The organism is Thalassoglobus neptunius, from assembly GCF_007859735.1.
GTDB classification, from domain to species: Bacteria; Planctomycetota; Planctomycetia; order Planctomycetales; family Planctomycetaceae; genus Thalassoglobus; species Thalassoglobus neptunius.
Map to the genome: position 1 here is coordinate 2841645 of NZ_SIHI01000001.1, position 23764 is coordinate 2865408.

At 53.3% G+C, this 23764-nt stretch carries 17 protein-coding genes; 8 read left to right on the forward strand and 9 right to left on the reverse strand.

Going from position 1 to position 23764, the window contains the following annotated elements:
• Positions 1–99: 99 nt before the first annotated feature.
• Positions 100–1557 carry a transcription antitermination factor NusB gene (locus tag KOR42_RS11400; protein WP_146509797.1) on the reverse strand — a complete coding sequence of 486 codons (1458 nt, stop codon included), beginning with the start codon at positions 1555–1557 and terminating at the stop codon, positions 100–102.
• Positions 1554–2837 (reverse strand): 3-phosphoshikimate 1-carboxyvinyltransferase, encoded by a 1284-nt coding sequence (gene aroA / locus KOR42_RS11405; RefSeq protein WP_146509799.1) that lies wholly within the window; start codon positions 2835–2837, stop codon positions 1554–1556. The genes KOR42_RS11400 and aroA overlap by 4 nt, the downstream gene beginning before the upstream one ends.
• 566 nt (positions 2838–3403) lie before the next feature.
• Here aroA and KOR42_RS11410 point away from each other — a divergent pair.
• The gene (locus KOR42_RS11410; protein ID WP_146509801.1) at positions 3404–3901 is read left to right on the forward strand and encodes a hypothetical protein; all 498 of its coding nucleotides are present in this window, start codon (positions 3404–3406) and stop codon (positions 3899–3901) included.
• On the opposite strand, the gene KOR42_RS11415 is transcribed toward KOR42_RS11410, so the two are convergent.
• From KOR42_RS11415 to KOR42_RS11435, 5 genes are all read right to left on the reverse strand, one after another.
• Positions 3873–4415: a phosphatidylglycerophosphatase A family protein gene (locus KOR42_RS11415; protein WP_146509802.1), complete on the reverse strand. Its 543-nt coding sequence runs from the start codon at positions 4413–4415 to the stop codon at positions 3873–3875. The two genes, KOR42_RS11410 and KOR42_RS11415, sit on opposite strands and share 29 nt — an antisense overlap.
• A complete protein-coding gene (locus KOR42_RS11420; protein ID WP_146509804.1) occupies positions 4412–4720 on the reverse strand; it encodes a Rieske (2Fe-2S) protein in 309 nt (102 codons plus the stop codon). The genes KOR42_RS11415 and KOR42_RS11420 overlap by 4 nt, the downstream gene beginning before the upstream one ends.
• Positions 4720–7347: an alanine--tRNA ligase gene (alaS, locus tag KOR42_RS11425; protein ID WP_146509806.1), complete on the reverse strand. Its 2628-nt coding sequence runs from the start codon at positions 7345–7347 to the stop codon at positions 4720–4722. Before alaS ends, KOR42_RS11420 begins: the two co-directional genes overlap by 1 nt.
• A gap of 93 nt (positions 7348–7440) precedes the next feature.
• Complete coding sequence (locus tag KOR42_RS11430; protein ID WP_231740857.1) at positions 7441–9003, reverse strand: sulfatase family protein; 1563 nt, start codon at positions 9001–9003, stop codon at positions 7441–7443.
• Positions 9004–9044: 41 nt separating this feature from the next.
• A complete protein-coding gene (locus tag KOR42_RS11435) occupies positions 9045–10556 on the reverse strand; it encodes a S1C family serine protease (RefSeq protein WP_231740858.1) in 1512 nt (503 codons plus the stop codon).
• Between the two features lie 288 nt (positions 10557–10844).
• Between KOR42_RS11435 and KOR42_RS11440 the strand changes: the two genes are divergently transcribed.
• From KOR42_RS11440 to KOR42_RS11465, 6 genes are all read left to right on the forward strand, one after another.
• A complete protein-coding gene (locus tag KOR42_RS11440; RefSeq protein WP_146509812.1) occupies positions 10845–12230 on the forward strand; it encodes a Gfo/Idh/MocA family oxidoreductase in 1386 nt (461 codons plus the stop codon).
• A 265-nt stretch (positions 12231–12495) separates the two neighbouring features.
• Complete coding sequence (locus KOR42_RS11445) at positions 12496–12879, forward strand: DNA polymerase ligase N-terminal domain-containing protein (protein WP_197441071.1); 384 nt, start codon at positions 12496–12498, stop codon at positions 12877–12879.
• Positions 12880–13078: 199 nt separating this feature from the next.
• Positions 13079–14722, forward strand: coding sequence for a DUF1549 and DUF1553 domain-containing protein (locus tag KOR42_RS11450; protein ID WP_146509814.1), 1644 nt, complete (start codon positions 13079–13081; stop codon positions 14720–14722).
• A gap of 276 nt (positions 14723–14998) precedes the next feature.
• Positions 14999–16291 carry a DUF1501 domain-containing protein gene (locus tag KOR42_RS11455; protein ID WP_197441072.1) on the forward strand — a complete coding sequence of 431 codons (1293 nt, stop codon included), beginning with the start codon at positions 14999–15001 and terminating at the stop codon, positions 16289–16291.
• 72 nt (positions 16292–16363) lie between these two features.
• Positions 16364–16918, forward strand: a complete 555-nt coding sequence (locus KOR42_RS11460) for a sigma-70 family RNA polymerase sigma factor (protein ID WP_146509815.1) — start codon at positions 16364–16366, stop codon at positions 16916–16918.
• Positions 16915–19038, forward strand: a complete 2124-nt coding sequence (locus tag KOR42_RS11465; RefSeq protein ID WP_146509816.1) for a DUF1553 domain-containing protein — start codon at positions 16915–16917, stop codon at positions 19036–19038. The genes KOR42_RS11460 and KOR42_RS11465 overlap by 4 nt, the downstream gene beginning before the upstream one ends.
• A 50-nt stretch (positions 19039–19088) precedes the next feature.
• Here KOR42_RS11465 and KOR42_RS11470 read toward each other — a convergent pair whose 3' ends face one another.
• The gene (locus KOR42_RS11470; protein ID WP_146509817.1) at positions 19089–20153 is read right to left on the reverse strand and encodes an acyl-CoA dehydrogenase family protein; all 1065 of its coding nucleotides are present in this window, start codon (positions 20151–20153) and stop codon (positions 19089–19091) included.
• Positions 20154–20222: 69 nt separating this feature from the next.
• Entirely contained in the window at positions 20223–21407 is a 1185-nt protein-coding gene (locus KOR42_RS11475) for a hypothetical protein (protein WP_146509818.1), read from the reverse strand.
• A gap of 419 nt (positions 21408–21826) precedes the next feature.
• Between KOR42_RS11475 and KOR42_RS11480 the strand changes: the two genes are divergently transcribed.
• Complete coding sequence (locus KOR42_RS11480) at positions 21827–23683, forward strand: 30S ribosomal protein S1 (protein ID WP_146509819.1); 1857 nt, start codon at positions 21827–21829, stop codon at positions 23681–23683.
• Positions 23684–23764: the final 81 nt, after the last annotated feature.

Here is a 23764-nt window from a genome sequence, read left to right on the forward strand (position 1 = left end):
ATCTCAACTGTTCTGCAAAGCGTACCAAAGCCGGTTAGGGCCGAGAAGTATTGCGGCACGGTTCCCTGCGATAATCAGACTTTGCTGAAAGATTGACAATCAATCTCGCATCAGCAGAGCTTGATACCCTCCATCTGACGGCTGTCCCGGAAAGTGCTTTTGCTCTCGAATCAATTTCACGTCATCGCGTTGATCAACGACCGACTGGACCAGTTTTTCGTTTTCTTCGGGGTCGATGCTGCAGGTTGAATAGACAATTCTCCCGCCCGATTTCGTCTGATCGATCGCCTGCGTCAGGAGTCTTCGTTGAAGAGGAACAAGCGATTGAAAGTCACCCGGCAGCAATCTCCAGCGAGCTTCTGGACGCTTCCCAAGCACTCCCGTATTCGAACAGGGAACGTCCACCACAGCGGCGTCGACGGCATTCGCAGGGAAGGATGTTTCATTCTCATTGACGAGATGAGTTTCAATGCAGGTCAGTTGGAGTCGACGAGCATTTTCGTTGATCATCCGTAACCGATTCGCTCCGGTATCACACGCGATGATCCGTCCTCGGTTCTCCATCCTCTCCGCCATGTGGGTCGATTTTCCTCCGGGAGCTGCACAGAGATCGAGAACGGTTTCTCCCGGTTGTGGATCAAGCAGGTCCGTAACCGCCATTGCTGAGATGTCCTGAACGCTGAACCATCCTTCGTCGTACCCCGGCAAGTCGATAATCGCAACATGCCCGTCGATTTGAATGGACTCCGGAAGTTGTCCCGGTTGCGCCTTCACCTCCGCTGCCGCTAACACCTCGAGCGTTTTTTCGCGATCGGTTTGAAGGGGATTGACCCGCATCCACATCCTTCCGGGAGTCGTCAACCACAAGGCGAGTTGCAAGCGTTGCTCGTCGGACTCTGTCGGGAATCGTTGAATCAACCACTGAGGAAGACTCCCCACATCGCTGACGTAAGAGAGTGAATCAACAGTGGGCGACCAGAAGAGATTGCTGTCGAATTTCACCACCTCGTAGTTTGCCTCATCAGGCCGGGAACGCCTGATCGGAAGCTCCGATGCGCTCAGCTGCGCAAGATCGATCTCATCAACCGGTTTTCGACTGACGATGCTGCGCTCGATGGACCGCAGGACACCATTCAAAAATCCGGCAGCTCTTGGTCGATCGATTCGCCGACACAATTCCACAGTTTCGTGAACTGCTGCATGGGATGGGTAGTGAGGCAGAAAGACAAGCTGCAAACAACCTAGCTGTAAGAGAATCCATAAGTCGTCTTCGACTTCTTCTCGTCGGCGACTGACAAATGAAGTGAGAATGGTATCGAGCGTCTGCATGCGGCGGACTGCCTCACACGTCAGCTCGGTCGCCATTTTTCGATCACGCGAATCGATCCGTTCTTCTTTGAACTGATCGTTGAGAACTCGTGAAACGAAAACTTGACGTTCGTGAAATGCCTGAAGTGCGCGAAAGGCGAACCAGCGAGAATTCGGAGGAATGGATTTCCTCTTGTGCTGGGGATGTTTTCCAGACTGAGACGATCTGCGGTGCGGTGGACGGTTCATCGTGAGCCCTTACAAAGAGACTCAAGAGCTTCGAAGTACTCTGGATACGTCTTCGAAGTGCAATCCGGGTCCGCGATTCGAATTCCGGGTGCCTTCAATCCCAAGAGGGCGAAACTCATTGCCATGCGATGATCGTCGTATGTTTGAATCGTACAGGGTTGAGGGAGGCTCGGAGAAATTGTCATACCATCTTCATGTTCTTCTGCTGCGATCCCTGCTCGTTTCAATTCGTGAACAACAGCGGTGATCCGGTCGGTTTCCTTGAGTCGATTGTGGGCGATGTTCCTAATCCGCGTCGGTCCCGATGCGAAGGGAGCAACACAGGCTAACGTCTGGGCGGTATCGCTGATCTCGTTCATGTCGATGTCGATGCCGCGAAGCTCTCGGCCGGTGAGAGTGATTGAGTTCTCCCCCCATTCTGCTTCACAGCCCATTTGGACCAGAGCATCGACGAAACGAACGTCTCCCTGCAATGCGTTCCGATGCAATCCTTCCACGGTGACGGAACCGCCAGTAATCGCCGCTACAGCGAAGAAGTAACTCGCTGCCGAAGCATCCGGTTCAATGTCATAATCCTGACCGACATACCCGCCGGCCTGAATGTGAAACTCCGCAGGATTCGGCTCGTCAACGATTGCTCCGAAGGAACGCATGAGCGCGAGCGTCATATCAATGTAAGGACGCGAAACAAGTTCTCCAGTCACCGACAGAACGAGGTTCTTTTTCGCAGCCGGTGAAATCATCAAGAGGCCGCTGAGATACTGGCTCGACATCGACGCCGACACTTCGAGGCGATCGGTAGAAAGTCCCGATGTGCGAAGCATCACCGGAGGACAACCGTTTTCCAGTTCACATTTGGCATCGATCCCCGCCTGCACGAGGGAGTCGATCAGCGGTGCGATCGGACGTTCCCGCATCCGCTCGTTCCCGTCGAGACGATATTCCCCGTTCCCGATCGAGCAAAATGCCGTCAAAAAGCGAATGCTCGTTCCGCTGTTTTCACACCACAATTCCGCTGACTTCTCGGGGACATTTCCTCCCGCTCCGGAAACCTCGATCACTTTCTGTTCGAAATCAACGTTCGTTTCGATTCCGAGTTTCTGAAGTGCGGTCGCCATCACACGCGTGTCGACGCTGTCGAGCACACCGGTCAAACGACTCGACCCGGAAGCCAGAGCAGCGACGATCATGGCCCGATTCGACAGGCTCTTCGATCCAGGAGGTCGGATGGAACCCCGGACAGGACCGGAAACCGGGGTCACTTCAACGAATGATGACATACAGCAATGTTTACGAAAGTAGAGATTTAAGCGAGATCACGGAAAGACTGGTCACATTTGAACACAGCCCGCTCTGCACCACTTCATAGTGAGTTTACGAACCCAATACCACCCTCGCACGATTGAACAGCGATTTCGGGAAACGCATGAGTTCCGTTTGAAATGACGCTTTCGAACGGACACATCCGACAGTTCTGATTCGCAATGACTTGCCCGAACGAAGGCAGGCTCCAATCAATGGAACGTGTTCAGGCGATTTCAGAAAAACCATGTAAGCGGTCTAATCGTTAATGCCCATGGAAGCGTCCTCAGCCATCCACTTTCACGGAAGAGTTGCCCCGAACGGAAGTTCTCCCCCAGTTTCCCCAAAAACCCACCATCTCGTGAGTCGATAAGGACAACTGTCAGCTTCGATCAGCGGAACAATCGAAGTCTTGTCGTCGATAGAGCACTTTCAGATTTGGTTTGCACTCTCTCGCACGAGCAAACACAGCAGTTTACTTGACGAAACAGCACAAGCGAGTGCACAGGAAAGAGCAACTTGCTCTCGGTTACGGATCGGAATCATGGTGGAAGCATCTCAATCAGCCCTGCGAGTGGTCCTGTTGGTCACATTCTCGCTGCTTTTCGCCGGTTTGTGGGCGAATGACAGACCGCAGGAAATCATGGCGCAGAAGGAACCGATGCATTCGGGATCGACCCTCATCGGCGAGAATTCCACGATGACGTCGATGACCGAACTGGTGACGTCACTCCCTCCACTGGAAGACATTCCGAAAGTGGAAGCAGAAATCGTGCTCACGATTTCTGTCGAAACCGATGGCCTCACGCTTTCTCCTTCCGATGTGAGCAACCACATCAGGCAGTTGCCGATCGGAATGGCCAGCGGGGACTATATGATTGTCGATCCACACGGTGGAGTTGGCTGGCTGCGGATTCGCGGTCAAGTCTCGACAACAGTGGAATCGTCACTCCACAGCACCAACGTCGGCGACGTTTGCATGCGGTTTATCCGCGTCACGCCAGTGCAGGTTGTCAGTGAAGAAACGCCAACGGTCCGCTAGCATTCCAGCACAGGGTCAGCAAAATCCCTGCAATGATCCCGGCGACGATGTCATCCAGCATGACCCCCCACTCGCCGGGGAGTCGCTCAAAGACTCCAATTGGCCACGGCTTGACGATGTCAAAAGCTCGGAACATTACAAATCCGAGCACTGCTGTTTTCCAGTTCAGAGGAACAAAAGCAAACACGAACGGAAACGCAGCAATCTCGTCGAAGACGACATGCTTCGGGTCTTTGAATCCATAGTGGCGAATTCCGGCCGCACAGATGGGCAGGCCAATCAAAATCATCACTACCCCAGCCCCAATCATAAAGAGCGGGCTCTCGCTGATTGACTGAAGCCCCCAAACGAGGAAGGGTCCGAGAAGGCTGCCGACGGTTCCCGGAGCAATTGGAACGGCCCCCACTCCAAGACCGATCGACAACAGGAACAACACCTGTTCGAGGAAGGATTTGTCTTTCCGCGTCGATTGAGGTCTGTGAGAAACGCTCTCTCCAGAATTGTTGTCGTTCACGGAATTTCCACCAGTACAGAATCGCCTTCAACCTTAACGGGGAAGGTCGTGAGTCGAATTTGGGGATTTAAACAATGCTCGCCAGTGGTGATTTCGTATTGCCACCCGTGCCAGGGACAGGTCACGACACATCCGTTGAGTGCTCCCTCGGCGATGGGACCACCAGCATGAGCGCAAATCCCATCGATGGCATAGTAGCCATCTTCCGTAGAAAACAAGGCGATAATCCGACCGTCGACGACACACTCTTTACTGCTGCCGGTTGTGACTTCGTCTGTTTTGGCAATTGGAACCCATTGCCCCATTACGAAGCCCCTTTCGCAATCATCTCGGAATAAACGGCTTTGCCCCGTTCGAGAGCATCGACAATCTTCGTTGTGTCTTTTCCGCCAGCTTCTGCGAGATCCGGTCGACCTCCGCCGCCTCCGCCAACAACCTTGGCAGCCTCGCGAATGCAGTCACCTGCTTTGACGCCCTTCTTGACGAGATCCTTACTCACAGCTGCCAGCAGAGCAACTTTTCCGTCGATATCAGCACCAAGCAAAATCGCGACGGAGCCGGACTGTTTTCGCAGTTGATCGGCGTATTCGCGAAGTGTTTCCCGGTCGACACCTTGCAGCGTTTCGCAAATGACACGTGCATCCCCGACCTGTTCGGCGTTCTTCAACATGTCATCGACTGAGCCAGCCACAGAAGCTTTCGTGAACTGGTCGAGTTGCTGTTTGAGCGTCTTCAGTTCTTCTTGAAGCTGCGTGACCTTGCGAGGCAATTCCTGAAACTGCGGCGTCTTCAATTGCGTCGCCACTTCTTTCAGAAGTCCTTCCTGATTGCGAATTCGCTCAATCGCCTTTTTGCCAGTGGAAGCCACAATTCGACGCACTCCGGCAGCGACATTTTCTTCCGATTCGATCCGACAGAGTCCAACCTGACCGGTGTTGTCGAGGTGTGTCCCTCCGCACAATTCGCGGCTGAAGTCACCCATTTCAACAACACGAACTCGATCGGGGTACTTCTCCCCGAACAAGGCCATCGCTCCGAGCTTCTTGGCGTCTTTAAGATCCATGAAGTTGGTCGAAACAGGAACGCCTTCGGAGATACGTTCATTGACGATATCTTCGATTTTCAACAGTTCGTCCGGACTGACAGCAGCTCCGTGCGAGAAGTCGAAACGAAGATGATCATCCTCGACCTTTGATCCCCGCTGCGTTGCATGTTCACCGAGCACCTGATGCAAAGCGTGATGCAAGAGATGCGTCGCCGAGTGGGCGCGACGAATTCCTGCTCGTTTCACAGCATCAACTTCCGCTGTCACCGAGTCATTGAGATGCACTTCGCCCGACGTCAGTCGGCCTCGATGCACGATCAAACCAGCATGCTTTTGTGTGTCCAGAATCTCGATTTCACCGCGGCTGCTGCGAATCACACCGACATCGCCGACCTGTCCTCCGGACTCCGCGTAAAACGGACTCTGATTGAGGATGACATCTACCGGCAAATCGACATGATTGACTGACTCAACCGTTTCTCCATTTTGAATGAGCCCAACGACAACCGCTTCCGACGTCACGCCTTCATAGGCCAGAAACTTTGTTTCTCCCTGAGACTTCTGCAATTCATCGAGCGGACCGGCAGCCATCACTCCCCAGGAAATTCCCTTTCCGCTGTCGGTTTTATGTTTGGTTTCCGCAGCGCGGAATCCTTCCATATCGATCGAGAGTCCCTGATCGGCAGCGAGCGAGAAGGTCAGATCGAGAATGAATCCGTCCGTCTGATGCAGATCGAAAACCTCTTTGCCTGGCAGCGATTTTCGATTCGAGGACTTGGCGACTTCCACGAGTTTCTCGAACTTGCCGAGACCGCGTTCGATCGTCCCGAGGAAGTTCTCTTCCTCAGCCCGAATCGTATCTTGCACGTTGGCGAGTGTTTGCTTCAGTTCCGGATAGGGCTGCGACATCATGTCGACAATCGCGGGAACAACCTGATACACGAACGGCTGCTTTTGCCCGAGCAGATACCCTTCCAGGAACGCACGCCGGAGCAAAAGTCGAATGATGTACGATTCTTCTTTGCTCCCCGGTGACACTCCTTCATGAATGGCGAAGGTGCAGGCGCGGGCATGATCGGTGATTCGACGAATGGCGCGACCCGTTTTTCCGTCGAACTGATAGGAAGTCTCGAGGATCTCTCCAACATTCTCACACAGCGGCCGAAGAATATCGATCTCGTAGTTGCTCTCAACTCCCTGAAGGACCGCAGCGGTTCGCTCGAGCCCCATTCCGGTATCGATGTTCTTCTTGGGAAGCGGACGAAGATTGTCCGGAGGATCTCCAACTCGATTGAACTGGGTGAAGACAAGATTCCAGATTTCGACTTCTTTGCCTCCTCCGGGCGGGTGATAGTAGATCTCGCTGCAAGGGCCACAGACTCCATCGGGCCCTTTCGATGGAGCTTCCGCTGGCCAGAAGTTTTCGCGTTCATCTTCGCGCGTGATGCGATCGAGTGGCAACCCGATTTCGTTGTGCCAGATCCCGGCAGCCTCTTCATCATCGAGATAGACAGTGACCGTCAACCGCTCAGGTTTCAGCCCGAGCCAGTTGGAATCGGTCAGAAACTCCCACGCCCAGTGAATCGCTTCCCGTTTGAAATAGTCTCCGAACGAGAAGTTCCCCAGCATTTCAAAGAATGTGTGGTGATAAGCTGTGACGCCGACGTTCCCGATGTCTCCGGTTCGCAAACACTTTTGGCAAGTCGTTGCGCGCGTGAAGTCGAGCTGTCCAATCCCCAGAAACTGATTCTTGAACTGGTTCATCCCGGCAGGTGTAAAGAGAACCGTTGGATCATCCTGAGGGACGAGAACATCGCTCGGTCGGCGGACGCAATTCTTGGACTCGAAAAACTTCAGGTAGGCTTCGCGGAGTTCGTTCGTCTTCATAATTTCACAGCGCAATCGTTTCTCGGGTTTCGTCAACGCGACGAATTACCGAATCATTTCTATGTCAGGATTCAGACAGTGAATCTCCGCAGCTCATTGCTTACGTCGAACCCTGTCGGTATAGGGAGGATTGTCAAAGGTCGAACCGTCACCGATCACACGCGGGTCGCCGGTTTCACGCAACACTTTCATCAATCGATTAGAGAGTTGTTGCTTAATCTCTTGATCATCGTCATTTTCCGCGAGGTTGTGCATCTGAAACGGATCGTCTCGCAGATCGTACAATTCTTCTTCCGGCCGCAGCCCGTATGCGAAATCGAGAAACGGCTTCATTTCCGGTTCGTTCATGCGAACAGTCAACCACGCCTTCGACGGACTCGCATCAAGATCTCCAAATGCGATAGTTGTCTTGTTGGCGAGTTCATCATAAGTCGGCAATTCTACATCCGCGATTCCGTAACCGGGGCCGTCACCCATTGGCCAGCGATCAGGCTCGAAGTTGCGAATATAAAGGTAATCGCGCGTCCGAATCGCTCGGTGAGGATAAGGCAATGCGTTCTCACGAACGTTCGCTACATGCCGTTCTCGGCCGATAATTACCGAATCCCGCGTCGGATCAACTTGCCCTGATTCTTCGGACTTCAAAACGGGAACCAGGCTTCGGGCTGTCATGACTTCCGGAGGAGTGACCCCGGCAGCTTCCAGAAATGTTGGAGCGAGATCCGGCAGACAGACAAAATCATCCACAACTCGGTTCGCAGGCACTTCTTTACCCCAGCGAATCATGAGCGGAACATGCACTCCAAAATCATAGAGATTGCATTTTCCCCGAGGCATTCCGGGAAAACCGTGATCCCCGGAAACGACCACAATCGTGTTCTCAAGTTCCCCGCGTTTTTCGAGTTCATCAAGGAGCACTCCCAAGCCAGCATCGAAGGCCATCGCTTCCCCGAGATAATCCGCGACGTCTTCACGGATCACTGGAACGTCGGGCAGAAATGGAGGGATCTTCCCCTTCAAATCATCGGGATCAATTCCCCAGAGCTTCTTCCCCGAACCCTGAACCCACTTGCGATGGCAATTCGTCGGCCCGAACCAGTAGCAATAGGGCTCGTCCCCTTCCTGATCGCTTAGGAAATCGGTGAAGTTTCCACGGACCTCGTCGTAAAGCTCCTGTTTCGCAACGTCGACGTCATCTCGTTTTGAAACGTACTGAGAGAAGCCATTGAACTTGTTTCCGAGTTTATTGTATGCCGTGCGTTTCGCACCATACGGCGCGTTCGCCACTTTCCCCGGACTCCAAACCTTGTTGGAATGACCGATGTGATAGCCGTTCTTTTCCAGCAGAAGCGGATACGTCGGAATCGTCTCGTCCCAAATCGCTCCCGCCAGAATCGCGCCCATTCCAGTCCGCCAGAAGTACTGCCCGGACAACAGCGAACTTCGACAGGGAGTGCAGGAAGGAGCGTTCACGAAAGCATTCCGAAACAGCACACCTTCCTCTGCTACACGATCAATGTTCGGCGTCGTCACGACATCACTTAAACCACCCGGCTCAAGCTCCGCATAGACGCTGGCATACCTGCCCAGATCGTCGGCAAAAGCGAAGACGATATTCGGACGTTCGTCCGCGCATACGGAAACGCTCAGAACCATTCCGAGCACTATGGTGAAAAAAGTTGGCAAGCGCTGAATCATCATTCTTTCCCATCGACCGGTTTTGGAGGTGAAACAGGTTCGCCGAGGACAATTTCCTGCCCATCGGAAAGCACGAGTCTCATCTCACCTCGAGCGTCACGAACGATCTCTTTGAAATCTTCGGGAGTTTCTACCTGTTGCCCCCCCAACTTGACAACGAACTGGCCCACTTGCAATCCCGCTTCGGCAGCTGGAGTCTCCTCTTCGACACTCGTGACCACCACTCCGCGAGGGAATTGCGACAGGAAACGATCGGGAAGAAAACTCCTTCTGGCTGTGGGATAATCAATCTTCATTCCTCGCCAGACGGGGATGCGATCTTGAGTCGCCACAATCGGCAGAGAATTCAATGCAGGCCACTTTCCGAGAATCATATTGAGCGTCAGGATACCAATTCCGTTCGGTCGATAAACAATCAGCTCAGCTTGATTTCCCGCACCGACCAGTCCGACAAGCCGAACGAGATCATCGCCACTGGTGACTGGCTGTCCATTCACCTGCAGGACGACATCCTGAACATGTAAACCTCCGCGTTCAGCCGGAGATCCGGGCGAGACTCGATTAATAATGGCGGCCGTCTTGTTGGGAATCGAGGGCCCAAGATCACGCATCAGATTCTCAGTCGCATCTCCTGGATGAATTCCGAGGAAACCGTAATCGACTTCATAGCCTTCAAGGAGACTTTCAATAACACCCCGAAAGTCGCCAACCGGAATGACCATCGCCGACCGGTGATCCTTTTGTTGAGGAAGCGATTGCGACGTCACCAAACCAGCCAGTTCCCCGTCGAGACTGAAGAGCGGAGTGCCGCTCCACTGAAAACTCTTTCCGAGATTGACGTCAACCAGAGTGCCCAGATTATGAATCGACCGCTCGGAAATATCGGTTGAGACAACAGGGCTGAGCCGACCTCCCAGACTCTGACAAACAGTCAGCGACATCTTCGGACTCTCACCATCACGAACGCGGAGCGGATCGCCGATTGCCACACACACTGAACCGACTTTCAGAGACTTCCCCGCTGCAAGCGGAACTTGATCCGGGGCGCCGCCTTCAATCGTGCCGGTCACAATCGCCAAGTCGCTGCGCGGATCCGAGGCGACTACGCTCACATTGGAAATCTCACCCTCAGAAGAGAGCAGCGACAATCTGGTCGACGGGTGACGACGTTCAATAAACGGCTCCAGAAGATGAGCACAGGTCAAAACCGAAAGCTGCTGCCCATCGACAGTCAGTACCACTCCGATGCCGATCCGCGAGGGAATCGGTTGGAACTGAACCGCTCTCCCGGGAGAATCGAATGTCTCGCCTTCCGGCTTTTCCTGAGTCGTCCCGGACTGCACGATGACAGCAACGACAGCGGAGCGTTTGCTGGCGAAGACCTTCTGAACGGCATCTTCAAACTCAACCAAAGCAGACATGCTCGCCGCTTGAGCTGCCTTCTCATCAACCTGCGCTTGAGAATCATCGTCACCAGAAGCGCAAACCGGCAGGTATGACAGCAGGGCCAAATACAGAATCAGAGAGCAGGTTGAAACTCCAGCGGGACGGATCACGGCGGGCCTTGAATGATCGGATCAATAGGAAACGATTGCCTGATTGTTGCGATCGCTGAGAAAAAACCAAGACGAGTCGCGACAATCTCGTCAGTTCACAATCCAGAAGTATTCTCTTCTCTGTTTTTGCATCCAACACGCTGGATACGTTAAGCTGGGACACGATTCAGTCATCGCGAACGAGAATTGATCTTACTCAACATCTCAACCCATCAAAACAGAACGGCCTAGGAGACTCCATTCATGCCGCAGACTTCACGTCGAGATTTCCTGAAAACCACCACGCTCGCAGCTGCCGGAACATCGCTTCCATTCTGGTTTTCCACAAACACAGCGATGGCTCAAGCATCCAGCAGCCCCAATGAACGATTGACCGTGGGATGCATCGGAACCGGAAGCCGCTGGAACGCAGTCGGTCCTGCGGCATTCAAATTCGCGAACTGTGTCGCTGTCGCCGACGTCGACGCCAACCACGCTGAAGCTGGGAAGAAAAAAGTTCAGGACATCCACAAAAAAGACGGACGTCCGACACAAGTTGATGTCTACGAAGACTACCAGAAAATTCTGGATCGCGACGACATTGATATCGTGACCATCGTCACACCCGACCACTGGCATTCCAAAATCGCCATCGAAGCGATGCAGGCCGGTAAAGACGTCTATTGTGAGAAACCGCTGACGCTCACAATTCACGAAGGAAAACAGATTATCAAGGTACTCGAAGAGACCAACCGCGTTTTCCAGGTCGGAACACAACAGCGGACCGAAATGGGACAACGATTCCTGACCGCGATCGCCATGATCCGCGATGGACGTATCGGAGACGTCAAGAAAGTCACTTGCAACATCGGCGGTTCCAGCGACAGCGGAGCAATTCCAGTGGCTGATGTTCCTCAGGGTCTCAACTGGGAAAAATGGCTCGGACAGGCTCCTCTCGTCGACTTCCGCTTCAAGCCGGGCGGTCGATGGGGCAATTCTCGCTGCCACTACGAATTCCGTTGGTGGTACGAATACTCAGGCGGAAAGATGACCGACTGGGGCGCTCACCATGTCGACATTGCACAGTGGGCGATCGACCAGAACGGTCCCGGTCAAGGTCCAGTCAGCGTCGAGCCCATCATGAGCGTTCATCCTGTCCCATTCGTGGACGGAATGCCTCAGATGGATGACCGCTACAACGCCGCCACAGCATTCGACGTCAAGGTCATCTTCAAGAATGGCGTCGAGATGCACATCGTCAACAACTCACCCGACGGCAACGGAATTCTGTTCGAAGGCACGAAAGGTCGGTTCCACGTCTCAAGGTCCCGAATCAAAGGTAAGCCTTACGAAGATCTGGAAGAGAACCCACTTCCCGAAGATGCCATTGCACAGGTCTACGGCGGAAAACAACCGACAAGCCACATGCAGAACTTCTTCGATTGTGTGCAAAGCCGGGAAAAACCGATCTCGGACGTTTGGACACATCACAGCGCCATGACCACGTGTCACCTCGCGAATATCGCCATCCGACTCGACCAAACCCTCGAGTGGGACACGGAATCGCAAAACGTAACCAACAACTCAACCGCTCAGCAGATGCAACAGCGTGAGCAGCGAAAAGGTTACGAAATCAACGTGCCCGTATAAGTCACACGTGTCATTCACACGTTGATGCCATCGCTTGAAGTGGACATCGAGAACAATCGACGTCTTCACCTTGCGATCTGAAAACGTTCGAGCGTAAGACGACGACAGAAACAATCTCAGGCGCATGTATAGAATACGTATGAATGAGTTGGACCATCCTTCCTCAAGACCATCCCCGACACATCTGCCTCACATTGCGGCGTGAACCGGGATCATCCAGATGCCAATTTCCACTCAAGCCTGAGTGATGGGATCGACTTCCAACATGGCAAGATTTGCAATTCTGAGACACGACTGGCCGTTTCTCCACTGGGACTTTCTCATCGAATCCGAGAACGTTCTGTTGACCTGGAGATTGGCCACGGAACCATTCATTGGGGCGGAGATTGCGGCGGAACAGCTGGCTCCTCACCGGCTCATCTATCTCGACTACGAAGGCCCCGTCAGCGGAGGACGTGGAGAAGTCACCAATTGGGATCGCGGTGAACTCGTCGATTTCCGTAAAATCGGTCAGGACTACAACTTGAAGATCGCTGGATCAAAGATCTCCGGGCCCGTTGAGATCAGAAAAACTCCAGAGTCAGCTTCAGAATCCGAATTCGTCGTCGTATTCGGCAAGAACGGGAACCTGACTGAAGCAAAGAGATAACTCACTTATCAATAACAACTTAGACACACCAACGGTCGCCAAACGGCAATCTGAGTTCGCTGCATTCCGGAAATCGAAACGAACATATCTTTCTGGAATGAGGTAAGAAAAAAGAAAAGGTGAAAATGTTCTTCACCAATTCTGAACCAGAAGACGCTGTTTTGCTGCCGGGCAAAGTCGTCATTGCGGAGAGAGGGAAATGTTGCCGAAAATCAACAACATGGTGGTCTTAGCAGCGCTGGCTGGAGCGTTGTCCCTGCCCCGCATTTGTGCTGCAGACACCGAATTTTCAACGGGATCTTCGGACCCGCTGATCCAGTATATCAACGAACAGATTACACAAACCTGGGAAGACAACGAAGTTGAGCCCAGCGAAGTCGCCTCCGATGCAGAATGGTTGCGACGAGTTTATCTCGACATCATCGGCCGAATTCCTTCTGCCGAAGAAGTTGACGAGTTTCTCAATGACTCCTCCGAGACCAAACGCTCGGTGACAATTGATGAGCTTCTGGCTCATCCCGATTATGTCCGCAACTTCACCGAAGTCTGGACCAACCTGCTCATCGGAAGAAACACGCCTGACGGCACCAGTCGTCCCGGGATGCAGAAGTTCCTGCGAGAGAGTTTCGCACGGAACCGGCCGTGGAATGAAATCGTTTACGATCTCGTGACCGCCGAAGGACATTTCGAAGAAAACGGTGCGGTCAACTTCATTCTCGCACAACTGCAGGGAAACGCGAATAGCGAAGACTATCACGTCGAAGCGACCGCGAAGCTGACGCGTGTCCTTCTCGGAATGCAGGTGCAGTGTACTCAATGTCACGACCACCCGTTTAACGACTGGAAACAGAATCAGTTCTGGGAGTTCAACAGCTTCCTGCGACAGACACGCCGGATTGACCACGAACGCTACGACGCTGCTTCTGGACAAATGGTAGACGACTACTCCGAACTGTCGTATCGAGACTTTGACGGACCCGTTTATTACGAAATGCGAAATGGCCTCGTGCAGGTCGCGTTTCCTAACTATCTCGGTGAGTCCTTCGAGGAACGCGGAATCAATCGCCGCGAAAAACTCGGCAAAATGATGGCTTATGAGGATGAATCCCAAACCGTTGCCAGAGCGATGGTGAACCGGACCTGGGCTCACTTCATGGGATACGGGTTTACACGCCCTGTCGACGACATGGGGCCTCACAATACTCCGAGCCATCCCGAACTTCTGGATCGTCTCAGCGACGAATTCGTCAAAAGCGGATATGACGTCAAACAGTTGATCCGATGGATTTGCAACACGAACGCATACAACTTAACCAGCCAGTTTGGAGAGGCGAACGAATTCGACAATCCTGCTGCCGGTGAAGTTCCGTTGTTCAGCCATATGTATGTCAAGACAATGACGGCCGAACAGTTGTACGATTCGCTTCTCGTGGCCACAAATGCCCACGCCAGCGGAGCGGGGAACTACGAGCGTTCCGAACAACAACGGATGAGATGGATGCAGGATTACCTTCGAATTTTCGGAGGTAACGAGGACGACGAACCAACGCTCTTCAGCGGAAGTATTCCTCAGGCCCTTCTCATGATGAACGGTCCGTTGGTTCAAAAAGCCATCGATGCCGAGAAAGGCAGCTATCTGCATTCCGTTCTCAGCAACACCAGTTTTCGAAATGATTCCGCCAGAATTCAGGCCCTGTTCGTCTCGTCTCTGGGGCGTTTGCCAAGTCGAAACGAGATTACCCAAATCAAAAAACTCATGCAGCTCAGCCGCGATCCTTTGACTGCCTATCAGGATCTCTACTGGGCATTGCTGAACTCGAACGAGTTTATCGTCAACCACTAAGTCGTTTTCGAAGTGGTCGAGGCGAATCCCACGGATTCAAAGTTTGCGACCGCTTCGGGAGTCACTCCAAGATTTTCAGTGACACTGTCACTGAGAACCAGTGCTTCCCCAGCATTGAGGCCAGGCGGATCCAGCCTACGAGATTAAGAAACCGCACATTCGATCACGCTTCCTTGTGTTTCGTGATCACTGAAGTGACAGCCACTGAAACCTCCTCAGCACGAGGACGTGTGACCAGAATTCCTCAACCCGAGGACGAATAACAAGGGTGACAAAATGAGCCAACAGACACGCAAAGATCGAACGACTCACGCCGGGATGACCCGTCGACACTTCATGAACCACCTCGCACTGGGTGGAGCCAGCACGCTGGGGGCGGCTCACTTCCTCTCCACGCTGGAAGCCAATGCCGCTCAAGTCCAGAAGAATCAGAAATCCTGTATTCTTGTCTGGCTGCAGGGGGGAGCTCCGACCATCGATATGTGGGATCTCAAACCGGGGTCAAAGAACGGTGGAGAATTCCAACCGATTTCGACTCGCGGTGATTTCGAGATCTGCGAGCACCTGCCTGAGATTGCGAAAGAGATGGACAGCATGAGCGTTGTCCGTTCGCTGAGCACTCGCGAAGCGGATCATGAACGCGGACGCTACTACATGCACACCTCGTTCGTTCCAAACCCAACGGTTGTCCATCCAACATTCGGTTCGGTGGTCAGCTACGAACTGGGCAGCAAGCGAAAAGAACTCGAAATCCCCTCGTTTGTTTCCATCGGTGGTGGAAGCATGAGCCCGGGATTTCTCGGAATGACTCACGCTCCATTCGTCGTCGATCGTCGAGGACAAATCCAGAACGCGGGCATGGATGGAATGGATCAACAGCGGCTCCGCCAGCGTCTCCAAATGCTGGGCACAATCGAAGACGGATTCATTCGCTCCGAGCGGGGAGACATCGGTCAAGCACACAAAGACGTCTACACCAAGGCAGTCAATCTCATGACTTCCGAGCAGATGCGTGCCTTCAAGGCGGACGATGAGCCCGCTGAAGTCCGAGAGATGTACGGAAGCCATGAATTCGGCAACACACTGATCATGGCCCGTCGACTCGTTCAAACGGGTGTTCCATTCGTCGAAGTGCAGTTCCCCGGTGGTTGGGACCTTCATAACGATGTCTTCAACACACTTCGAACACAGCGACTCCCAATGCTCGACACCGGACTCGCCGGACTTGTCCGCGATCTGAAACAGCGGGGAATGCTCGACGACACCTGTATTGTCGTCATGGGTGAATTTGGACGAACTCCACGAATCAACCAGAACGTCGGTCGCGATCACTGGGCAACCAGCTGGTCTGCCCTGATCGGTGGTGGTGGACTCGCAGGCGGACGTGCGATTGGAGAAACCGACGCCGACGGACTTCGCGTCATTAGCGAGAGCTATCTCCCGGGAGATCTTTGGGCGACTGTTGCCCACGCTCTGCGAATTCCACTCGACACAGTTCACACCTCAAAGCGAGGTCGACCAATGAAGATTGTGAACGGAGGACAACCGATTCAGGGTCTGATCGGGTAATCGTCTCCTAGCCATCACCGGGGCCGCGGTGACAGAACGGGGGGGCCGGTTTCGGCCCCCTCAATCTTGAATATGACAACCAGACCTGACGCATCTCTGTCGAATCCCGATTTTCCTGGTGAAGAGTTCATTCAACTTTTCACGCAGGCGCAGCGGCCATTGTATTTGTCGATTCTCTCTCAGCTTGGGAGAATTCAGGCTGCGGAAGAGGTCCTTCAGGAAACCAACCTGATCATCTGGGCCAAGTCGTCTCAGTTCGAAACCGGGACGAACTTTCTCGCCTGGGCGCGTCAGATTGCTCACTTTGAAGTGATGAAGTGGCGACAGCGAAAGAGTCGAGAAAAACTGATGTTCTCGGATGAGTTCATCAATACCGTCGCCCAACAGGTTTCGAGCACATCGGAAGAGTTTGCGATGCGTCAGCGCGCATTGGAAGATTGCCTGAACAAGCTGTCCGATCAGGATCGCGAATTGATTGAACTGCGATACCAGCCCGGAAACTCTGGGAAAGAACTTGCAGAAGCTCTCGGAAGACCTGCAAATTCGGTTTACCAATCATTGGGAAGAATACGCAAAGCCCTTCTCGAATGCGTTCAGCGAAAGGTTGCTGCTGAAGTCACCACATGAGAACTCACACCCGACACGAACTGCTCAAGCTGACTGAGGCGGTCATTGAAGACTACGCCACTCAGGAAGATTATGCGCGGCTTGAAGCAATCGTTCTCAGCGACCCGGAGTGTCTGGAGTTCTACCTGAAGCATCTTGAACTGCATGGCAATCTCTACTGGGATGCAGCTGGACGCGGACACTCCCTCTCGATTCCAGAATCAGACGGAATGGAGACCGAATCGTCCCCGAAAGCTGTCTTTCCCCAGAAAGACCGTCGCCGAGCATGGGCTCCGCGTCGAATTTCGACCATCGCAGCGTCAGTGCTGACTCTGCTTGCTGTGACAGGAATCTGGCTCCGCATCTCAGACAATCGACTCGCGGATCCTCCCGTTCTTGTTGAGACGGACGATCCTCGTCTGGAAGAGACCACATCCAACGGAAACGACTCATCGGAAGATTCGATCGTCGAAGTCCATCTGCCTGAGCGGTCGCCATCACAGCCTCAAGATGAAACGCTGGTCAACAACTCGCATCAGCCACAGGACCAGCCACAAGCTGAGGTGAACTTCACCGACGATCAGGCTGTAGTGGAATTCATTAACCATCAACTGGCATCCACCTGGAATGATCTGGGGATTGATCCAGCTCCTCAAGCTTCGGACGAAGACTGGGTTCGGCGTATTTTTGTCGATCTCGCTGGCCGAATCCCGACGCCCGCTGAGGTAAAATCGTTTCTTTCAAATTCGAGTCCTGACAAGCGGACAGACCTCGTCGACTCGCTGCTCGCCAGCCGAGAGTTTTCGTACAACTTCGCTTCCGTCTGGACGAATCTCCTCGTCGGCCGCTCTCGTGAACGAGAGATTGACCGCGAAGAGTTGTTTGCCTATCTCGAACGTCAGTTTGGAGAGAATCGGGCCTGGACTCAAACTGTTCATGAATTGCTGACTGCGACCGGCTCCGCGGAAGAATCTGGACCGGCCAACTATTTGCTGGCCCATCTCAACAACGAAGCAGTCCCAGCTACGGCAATCACAGCCAGAATTTTTCTCTGTGAGCAACTGCAATGCACGCAGTGTCACCGTCATCCCATCGTTTCCGAATGGGGGCAGAACCGATTCTGGGAGATCAACGCCTTCTTCCAGCAAACGGAAGTTCGAAACACTCTCATCACCGATCAGAAAAGTGGTGAGAAAATTCGAAAACGCGTTTTGACTGATGAGATTTCGCCAGAGGTTGAACCGGCTTATTACGAGTCACTGCAGGGCGTGATGCAAGTCGCCTATCCCCGATTTGCGGGTGAGGACGTGACTCCTGAAGAATCGGTTTCGCTCCGGGCTCGCTTCGCCAATCTGTTTGCGAGTGAGCAGAATCCGCAGCTGGCGGTCGCTTTCGTGAATCGAACCTGGCAGCAATTGTTCGGTTTCGCATTCACTCAGGAAGTCGATGACATGGGCCCCCACAGCGATGTCAGTCACCCCGAATTGCTCTCCGGCCTGAGACAGGCTTTCGAGGAAACCGGTTACGACGTGCGGCGTCTGATGCGCTGGATTTGTCTCTCTGACGCCTATCAACTTTCTTCCACTGCAAGCGAAGACAGCAATCTCGATGAGCCGGAAGCTGGCGGGATTCCCTACTTCAGTCGCATGTACACGAAGCCGTTTAGTGCGGAGCAGCTCTTTAATTCTCTGATGATTGCAGCAGGTGTTCCATCGGAAGAATTAACAAGCCGTGGCGATGCGTTCGAAAAGCGGGAGAACTGGCTGCAGCAGTTCTTTATTGCGATGGACAACGAAGAGAACAGCGAGTCGACGACCTTTGACGGGTCGATCACTCACACGCTCATGATGATCAACGGAGACCTCGTCCAGCAGGCGACCGACTTGAATCAGAGCCGAGTTTTGCGAGACATTGTCGTCGATCCGAAAAAGTCCGAGACCGACCGAATCAATGAACTGTGCCTCGCAGCACTCTCTCGTTACCCGACTGAACCGGAACTCGAAGCGATTCGCAAGACGCTGCGAAATCAGATTCGTTTGCGAACATCTCAAAACATCCCCGCCAAAGTCGCGGTCGGGGAGAGTCTTCGAGATCTCTACTGGGCTTTTCTCAACTCGAGCGAATTCTCCGTGAACCGATAGACCATTCTTATGGTTTCTCAATCCAAGTCTGCGTGCGGACTTCGAGTTCACTATGAAAAGCTGACCTCACGGCAGGCGAGTTCGTTGAGCACTCCCTGAGCAACATTCGCCGGGCAGGACCACACGAGGAAGAACATCGCCTCTCGAATTGCCAGTTCCACCGGATGCCCTTTCACATAGCCGGCCCCTTTGGTCATGGTCAGGGCTGCTTGCGTCATTCGAAGAATGAGTGAGTTACATCGTTGTCGAATTTCCGCCGTTGCGTCAGCCGGTTGTTCCTTGCCAGTTGAACTCGCGAGGGCGAACAAATCTTTCTTAAGCGTGTTGTATTCGTTTGTCAGCAAATCGACGGTCGGAACAAGCTCTTCACGACGGGAGCTTTGATCTTCAATCACGTCGACCATTCGTGAGATCACACCGAGTGCAAGTGTCGAAGTGGTGACCGACCCCGCTCCTCCCGCTCCTGACGAAAGAACAGCTTCCGCCGGACCGGCAATGAGAAGTGCTTTGGGGACAGTGACGTTCTCCAACTTGACGGAAGTCGTTTCGGATGCTGTGAGAGCCATGAGCTGCACGAACGGCTGAATCTCGACGCCCGGATGTTCCGTCGGCACGGCCACGAGAACCTGTCGACCGTCGCTGCAAGTTCCCCCGGTGACGACCCAGTCCGCCGCAGAAGCTCCAGTCACCCACGGAATTTGTCCGTTCAGGGTCACTCCTTCTTCAGACAGCTCGACTTGAACCGGAGGAGTCTTCAGATACTGCCGGGACGTTGTTAAATGCGAAATTCCAACGGTCGCGAACTGCTGACCTTTCGCGAGTGAGGGGAGCAGAGCTTCACGAACTTCCTCAAATGGAGAACTGGCGATCCGCTGGCACGCTCCGTTTCTCTGAGTGAGGATGAAGCAGGTCGTCAAACACGCTTTCGCCAAGTCGTGATACTCGTGCGTCAACTCTTGTGTATCGAGTCGATTTCCCCCGTATTGTTCGGGAATGACCGACTTCATCACTCCTGCTTCGCTCAGCCATGCGATTTGATCATCGGGCCATGTTCCACGGCGATCGACATCGACCGCGGATTTGGCAAGACGTTCGAGTAAGTCTGTCTTGGTCATGATTCATCTTCTGAAATTCTCAGCCCTGATCGCTCAGACCGTTCTTCATGGTTGCTCCGCACTCGCTCGTCAACCGTTGGTTGTCGCACTTTCCGTCTGTTGTTTGTCTCTGAGACAGGCGGAAGCGTATCCGACGAGATCCCCCTGCTCGCGACGTGTTTCTTTCAAGACATCGAAACGGTTCGCATCAACGCACAGTTCGTCGAACGAAATGCTGACTTCCTCGTTAAGCTGTGCAAGATACTTAGCTGACACACTGACAGCTTCGTCGAGTTCCCCGCTGCGGATCAGCAGATCAACAAGAACGTACGCCAGAATGGGACGGTCCTGCTCATCGGGTTCCGCTTCGAGTTTGTCACGAAAATACTGAAGCCCTTCTTGACGGTTTCGGTCCAGAAGAACGTTGAAGAAGTGCTGATGGGCGGGATAGAAGTCTTCGAAGGGTGGCTCTCCTCCATATTGCAGCGACGGTTCCAGCTTTGATCCGTAAAGAGCCAGTTCATCTGCAAGTTTGAGTTCTTCAGCAGGAGCTTCAATCGACCGCGCAAACCGGACGACGGCATTCAAGTGCGACACATCAATGTGGTAGTTCCCGCCCTCCAGAATCCAGTCGCGCCCGACGAGCAGGGACTTGAGAGACTCGCCGGGGGGAAGCATCGGGACTTTTTGTTGAACATGATTCCGAACGGACTCCGTCAGATCGGAGTAAAGGCTTTTCACCAAAACCTTTGCGCACTCTTGCCGATGTTCCTGTGAAAGCGTCTGCATCCCCTGTTCGAGAGCGGTAATCGTGCTGCAGGTTCCCTGTCCGTTCAGCATAATTTTGACAGCCTTGGGAGGGTTGACTCCTTCGTACAGGCCGATGCGGACGATCTCTTCCTGTTTGTCGTAGTCCTCAATCTGATCGGGCAACTCTTCAATCGCCTGGGCGACGGGGTCCTGTTCTCGGATGACCTGAAAGTACATCCAGGCTGATCCAATCTCCCCTTTCTCCAGAAACGCTTGCCCGACTTCCCGGGCCGACTCGACGTAAGTCTCTTCGACCTCTTTCCTCAGCGGCTCCGGAACATCTTGAAGAGAGGTCGGTCGGGAGAGAGGCAACCCCAGCGAAAACTTCTTCCTCAACATCTTGACATCAAAGACCTTGTGGAGATCACCACTCTCTCGAACGAGTTCTTCGAGCCGCTCCAGATAGTGTTCGCTGTCGGAAGTCGGATTCAGGAGATCAAGCTGGTCAAATGGGGAGTTTTGCATGGATTGGAGCAGTTTTTCTCGTGTTCGGAATTGAATCGGCCGAATGCATCAGAAAGGCCGTGCACGATGCAGTCAATTCGAGTTCGGGCGGGGGTGTCGGGACTTCAGCCTAAGTCTTAGGCTCCATTCAGATTATTGCAAATCGTGCTGGCGTCGATAGCTATTCTTATGATAAGCTCCTCGATTCGCAATTTTCAGCGGTGTTTCCGTTTCGAGATAAAACGCAGTAGTTTTGTCGCGGTCACTGCTCAGTTGGACACTTGATAGCGATTCAATCTGTGTTGGATTCGAGTCGCGGCGAGCTGTCGCCCTTTCAAAACCCTTAGAACAACAAGATGCGTGGCTTCTCCACTGGGCTGTCTGGTCGGGTGGGTTCTGTGTGTGTCTTGTTCGCGGTTTGCAGGATCCCAGGTTAAAGTATGGTCGATCGTAACCTCATTCGTGAATTTCAAGTAGATGATGCAGAGCTGGATGCAGCTCTTGGTGGTGAGCTCGGGGAGTGGCTCATCGAAGAAGACGAGAAGATGGACCGGATCTATGATAAGACTTCGAGTCCATTCGACGTCAACGAGATCGTCCATGGTAAAGTTCTGAGTGTGGAAGGTGACGAGGTTCTCGTCGATATTGGATACAAGAGCGAGGGTATGGTTCCGCTCTATGAATGGGCGGAAGACGAAGACAAGCCGAACGTCGGCGACACGATTGAAGTTCTGCTGGAAGAGATCGAAGACGATTTCGGGCTCGTCCTTCTCTCGAAACGAAAAGCCGATCGCCAGAAAGACTGGGACTGGGTCGTTTCCCGCTACTCAGAAGGCGACACGATCATCGGAATGGTTGTCCGAAAGATCAAAGGTGGTCTGCTGGTAAACATCGGCGAAACACTCTCAGCCACCGGTGCTCGCGGTGTGAACGTGTTCCTGCCAGCCAGTCAGGTCGACATTCGACGTCCTCAAGACATTGGCGAATTCGTCGGCAACGAAATTGAGTGCATGATCCTCAAGGTCGACGATGCTCGCAAAAACATCGTTGTCTCACGTCGTCGCCTGATCGAAGAGCAACGCGCCGAAATGAAGCGCAAACTGCTCGCCGAAATCGAAGATGGCCAGATCCGCAAAGGGGTTGTCAAGAACATCGCCGACTTTGGTGCGTTCGTGGACCTCGGAGGCATCGACGGCCTGCTCCACATTACTGACATGAGCTGGGGCCGAATCAACCATCCGACCGAGATGGTTCAGATCGACGACGAAATCGAAGTCATGATCCTCAATGTCGATCGTGAAAAAGAAAAGATTGCTCTCGGCCTGAAGCAAAAGTTCCCAAGCCCATGGGAAAACGTCGAAACCAAGTACCCAGTTGGCTCACGCGTCAACGGCGAAGTTGTCAACGTGATGACTTACGGTGCCTTCGTCAAACTCGAAGACGGCATCGAAGGACTTGTTCACATCAGTGAAATGTCCTGGACGAAGCGACTCAACCATCCAAACGAAATGGTCAGCATTGGCCAGGAAGTCGAAGTGGTTGTGCTCGGTATCAACACCGACAAACAGGAAATCTCGCTGGGCATGAAACAGACCCAGCCGAACCCCTGGGACAACGTCACCGAGAAATACCCCGAAGGGAAATCGGTCAACGGTGTGGTTCGCAACCTCACCAACTACGGAGCGTTCATCGAACTCGAAGAAGGAGTCGACGGACTTCTGCACGTCAGCGACATGTCCTGGACTCGCAAGATTTCGCACGCCAGCGAAATGCTCAAGAAGGGCGACGAGATCGAGTGTATTGTTGTCTCGGTTGACGAAGAACGAAAACGAATCGCTCTCGGCCTGAAGCAGATGAGCGACGATCCTTGGGAAGCTCGAATTCCCGATCAATACCAGCCGGGATCGATCGTCAAAGGATCCGTCACGAAGATCACGAACTTCGGAGTGTTCGTGGAACTCGAAGAAGAACTCGAAGGTCTTCTGCACGTTTCTGAAGTGACCGGCGGAGATGAAGAGAAGACTGTCGAAGATGTTGTCAAAGTCGGCGACGAAATCGAAGTCAAGATTCTGCGAGTCGATACCGGAGATCGAAAAATCGGCCTGAGTATGAAACTCGATGCCGAAATCGAACCGGAAGAAGGAACTGCTTCCGCCACCGCAGGTGAGCCAGGAACGAAAGAGCTTAAGGGTGGAATGGGAGACTCTTCAGGTCCTCTCTTCTCACTCAAATCTGCTCAAGAAGAAGAGGCAGCAGAGCAAAGCTCAGAAGAAGAATCTTCAACACCAGAGGAATAATCGGAACATCCACCCCAGGTGGACCAATTGATTCGTGAAACGCGCGAAGTTGCTACAGACGGCCTTCCAGTCATAACTGGG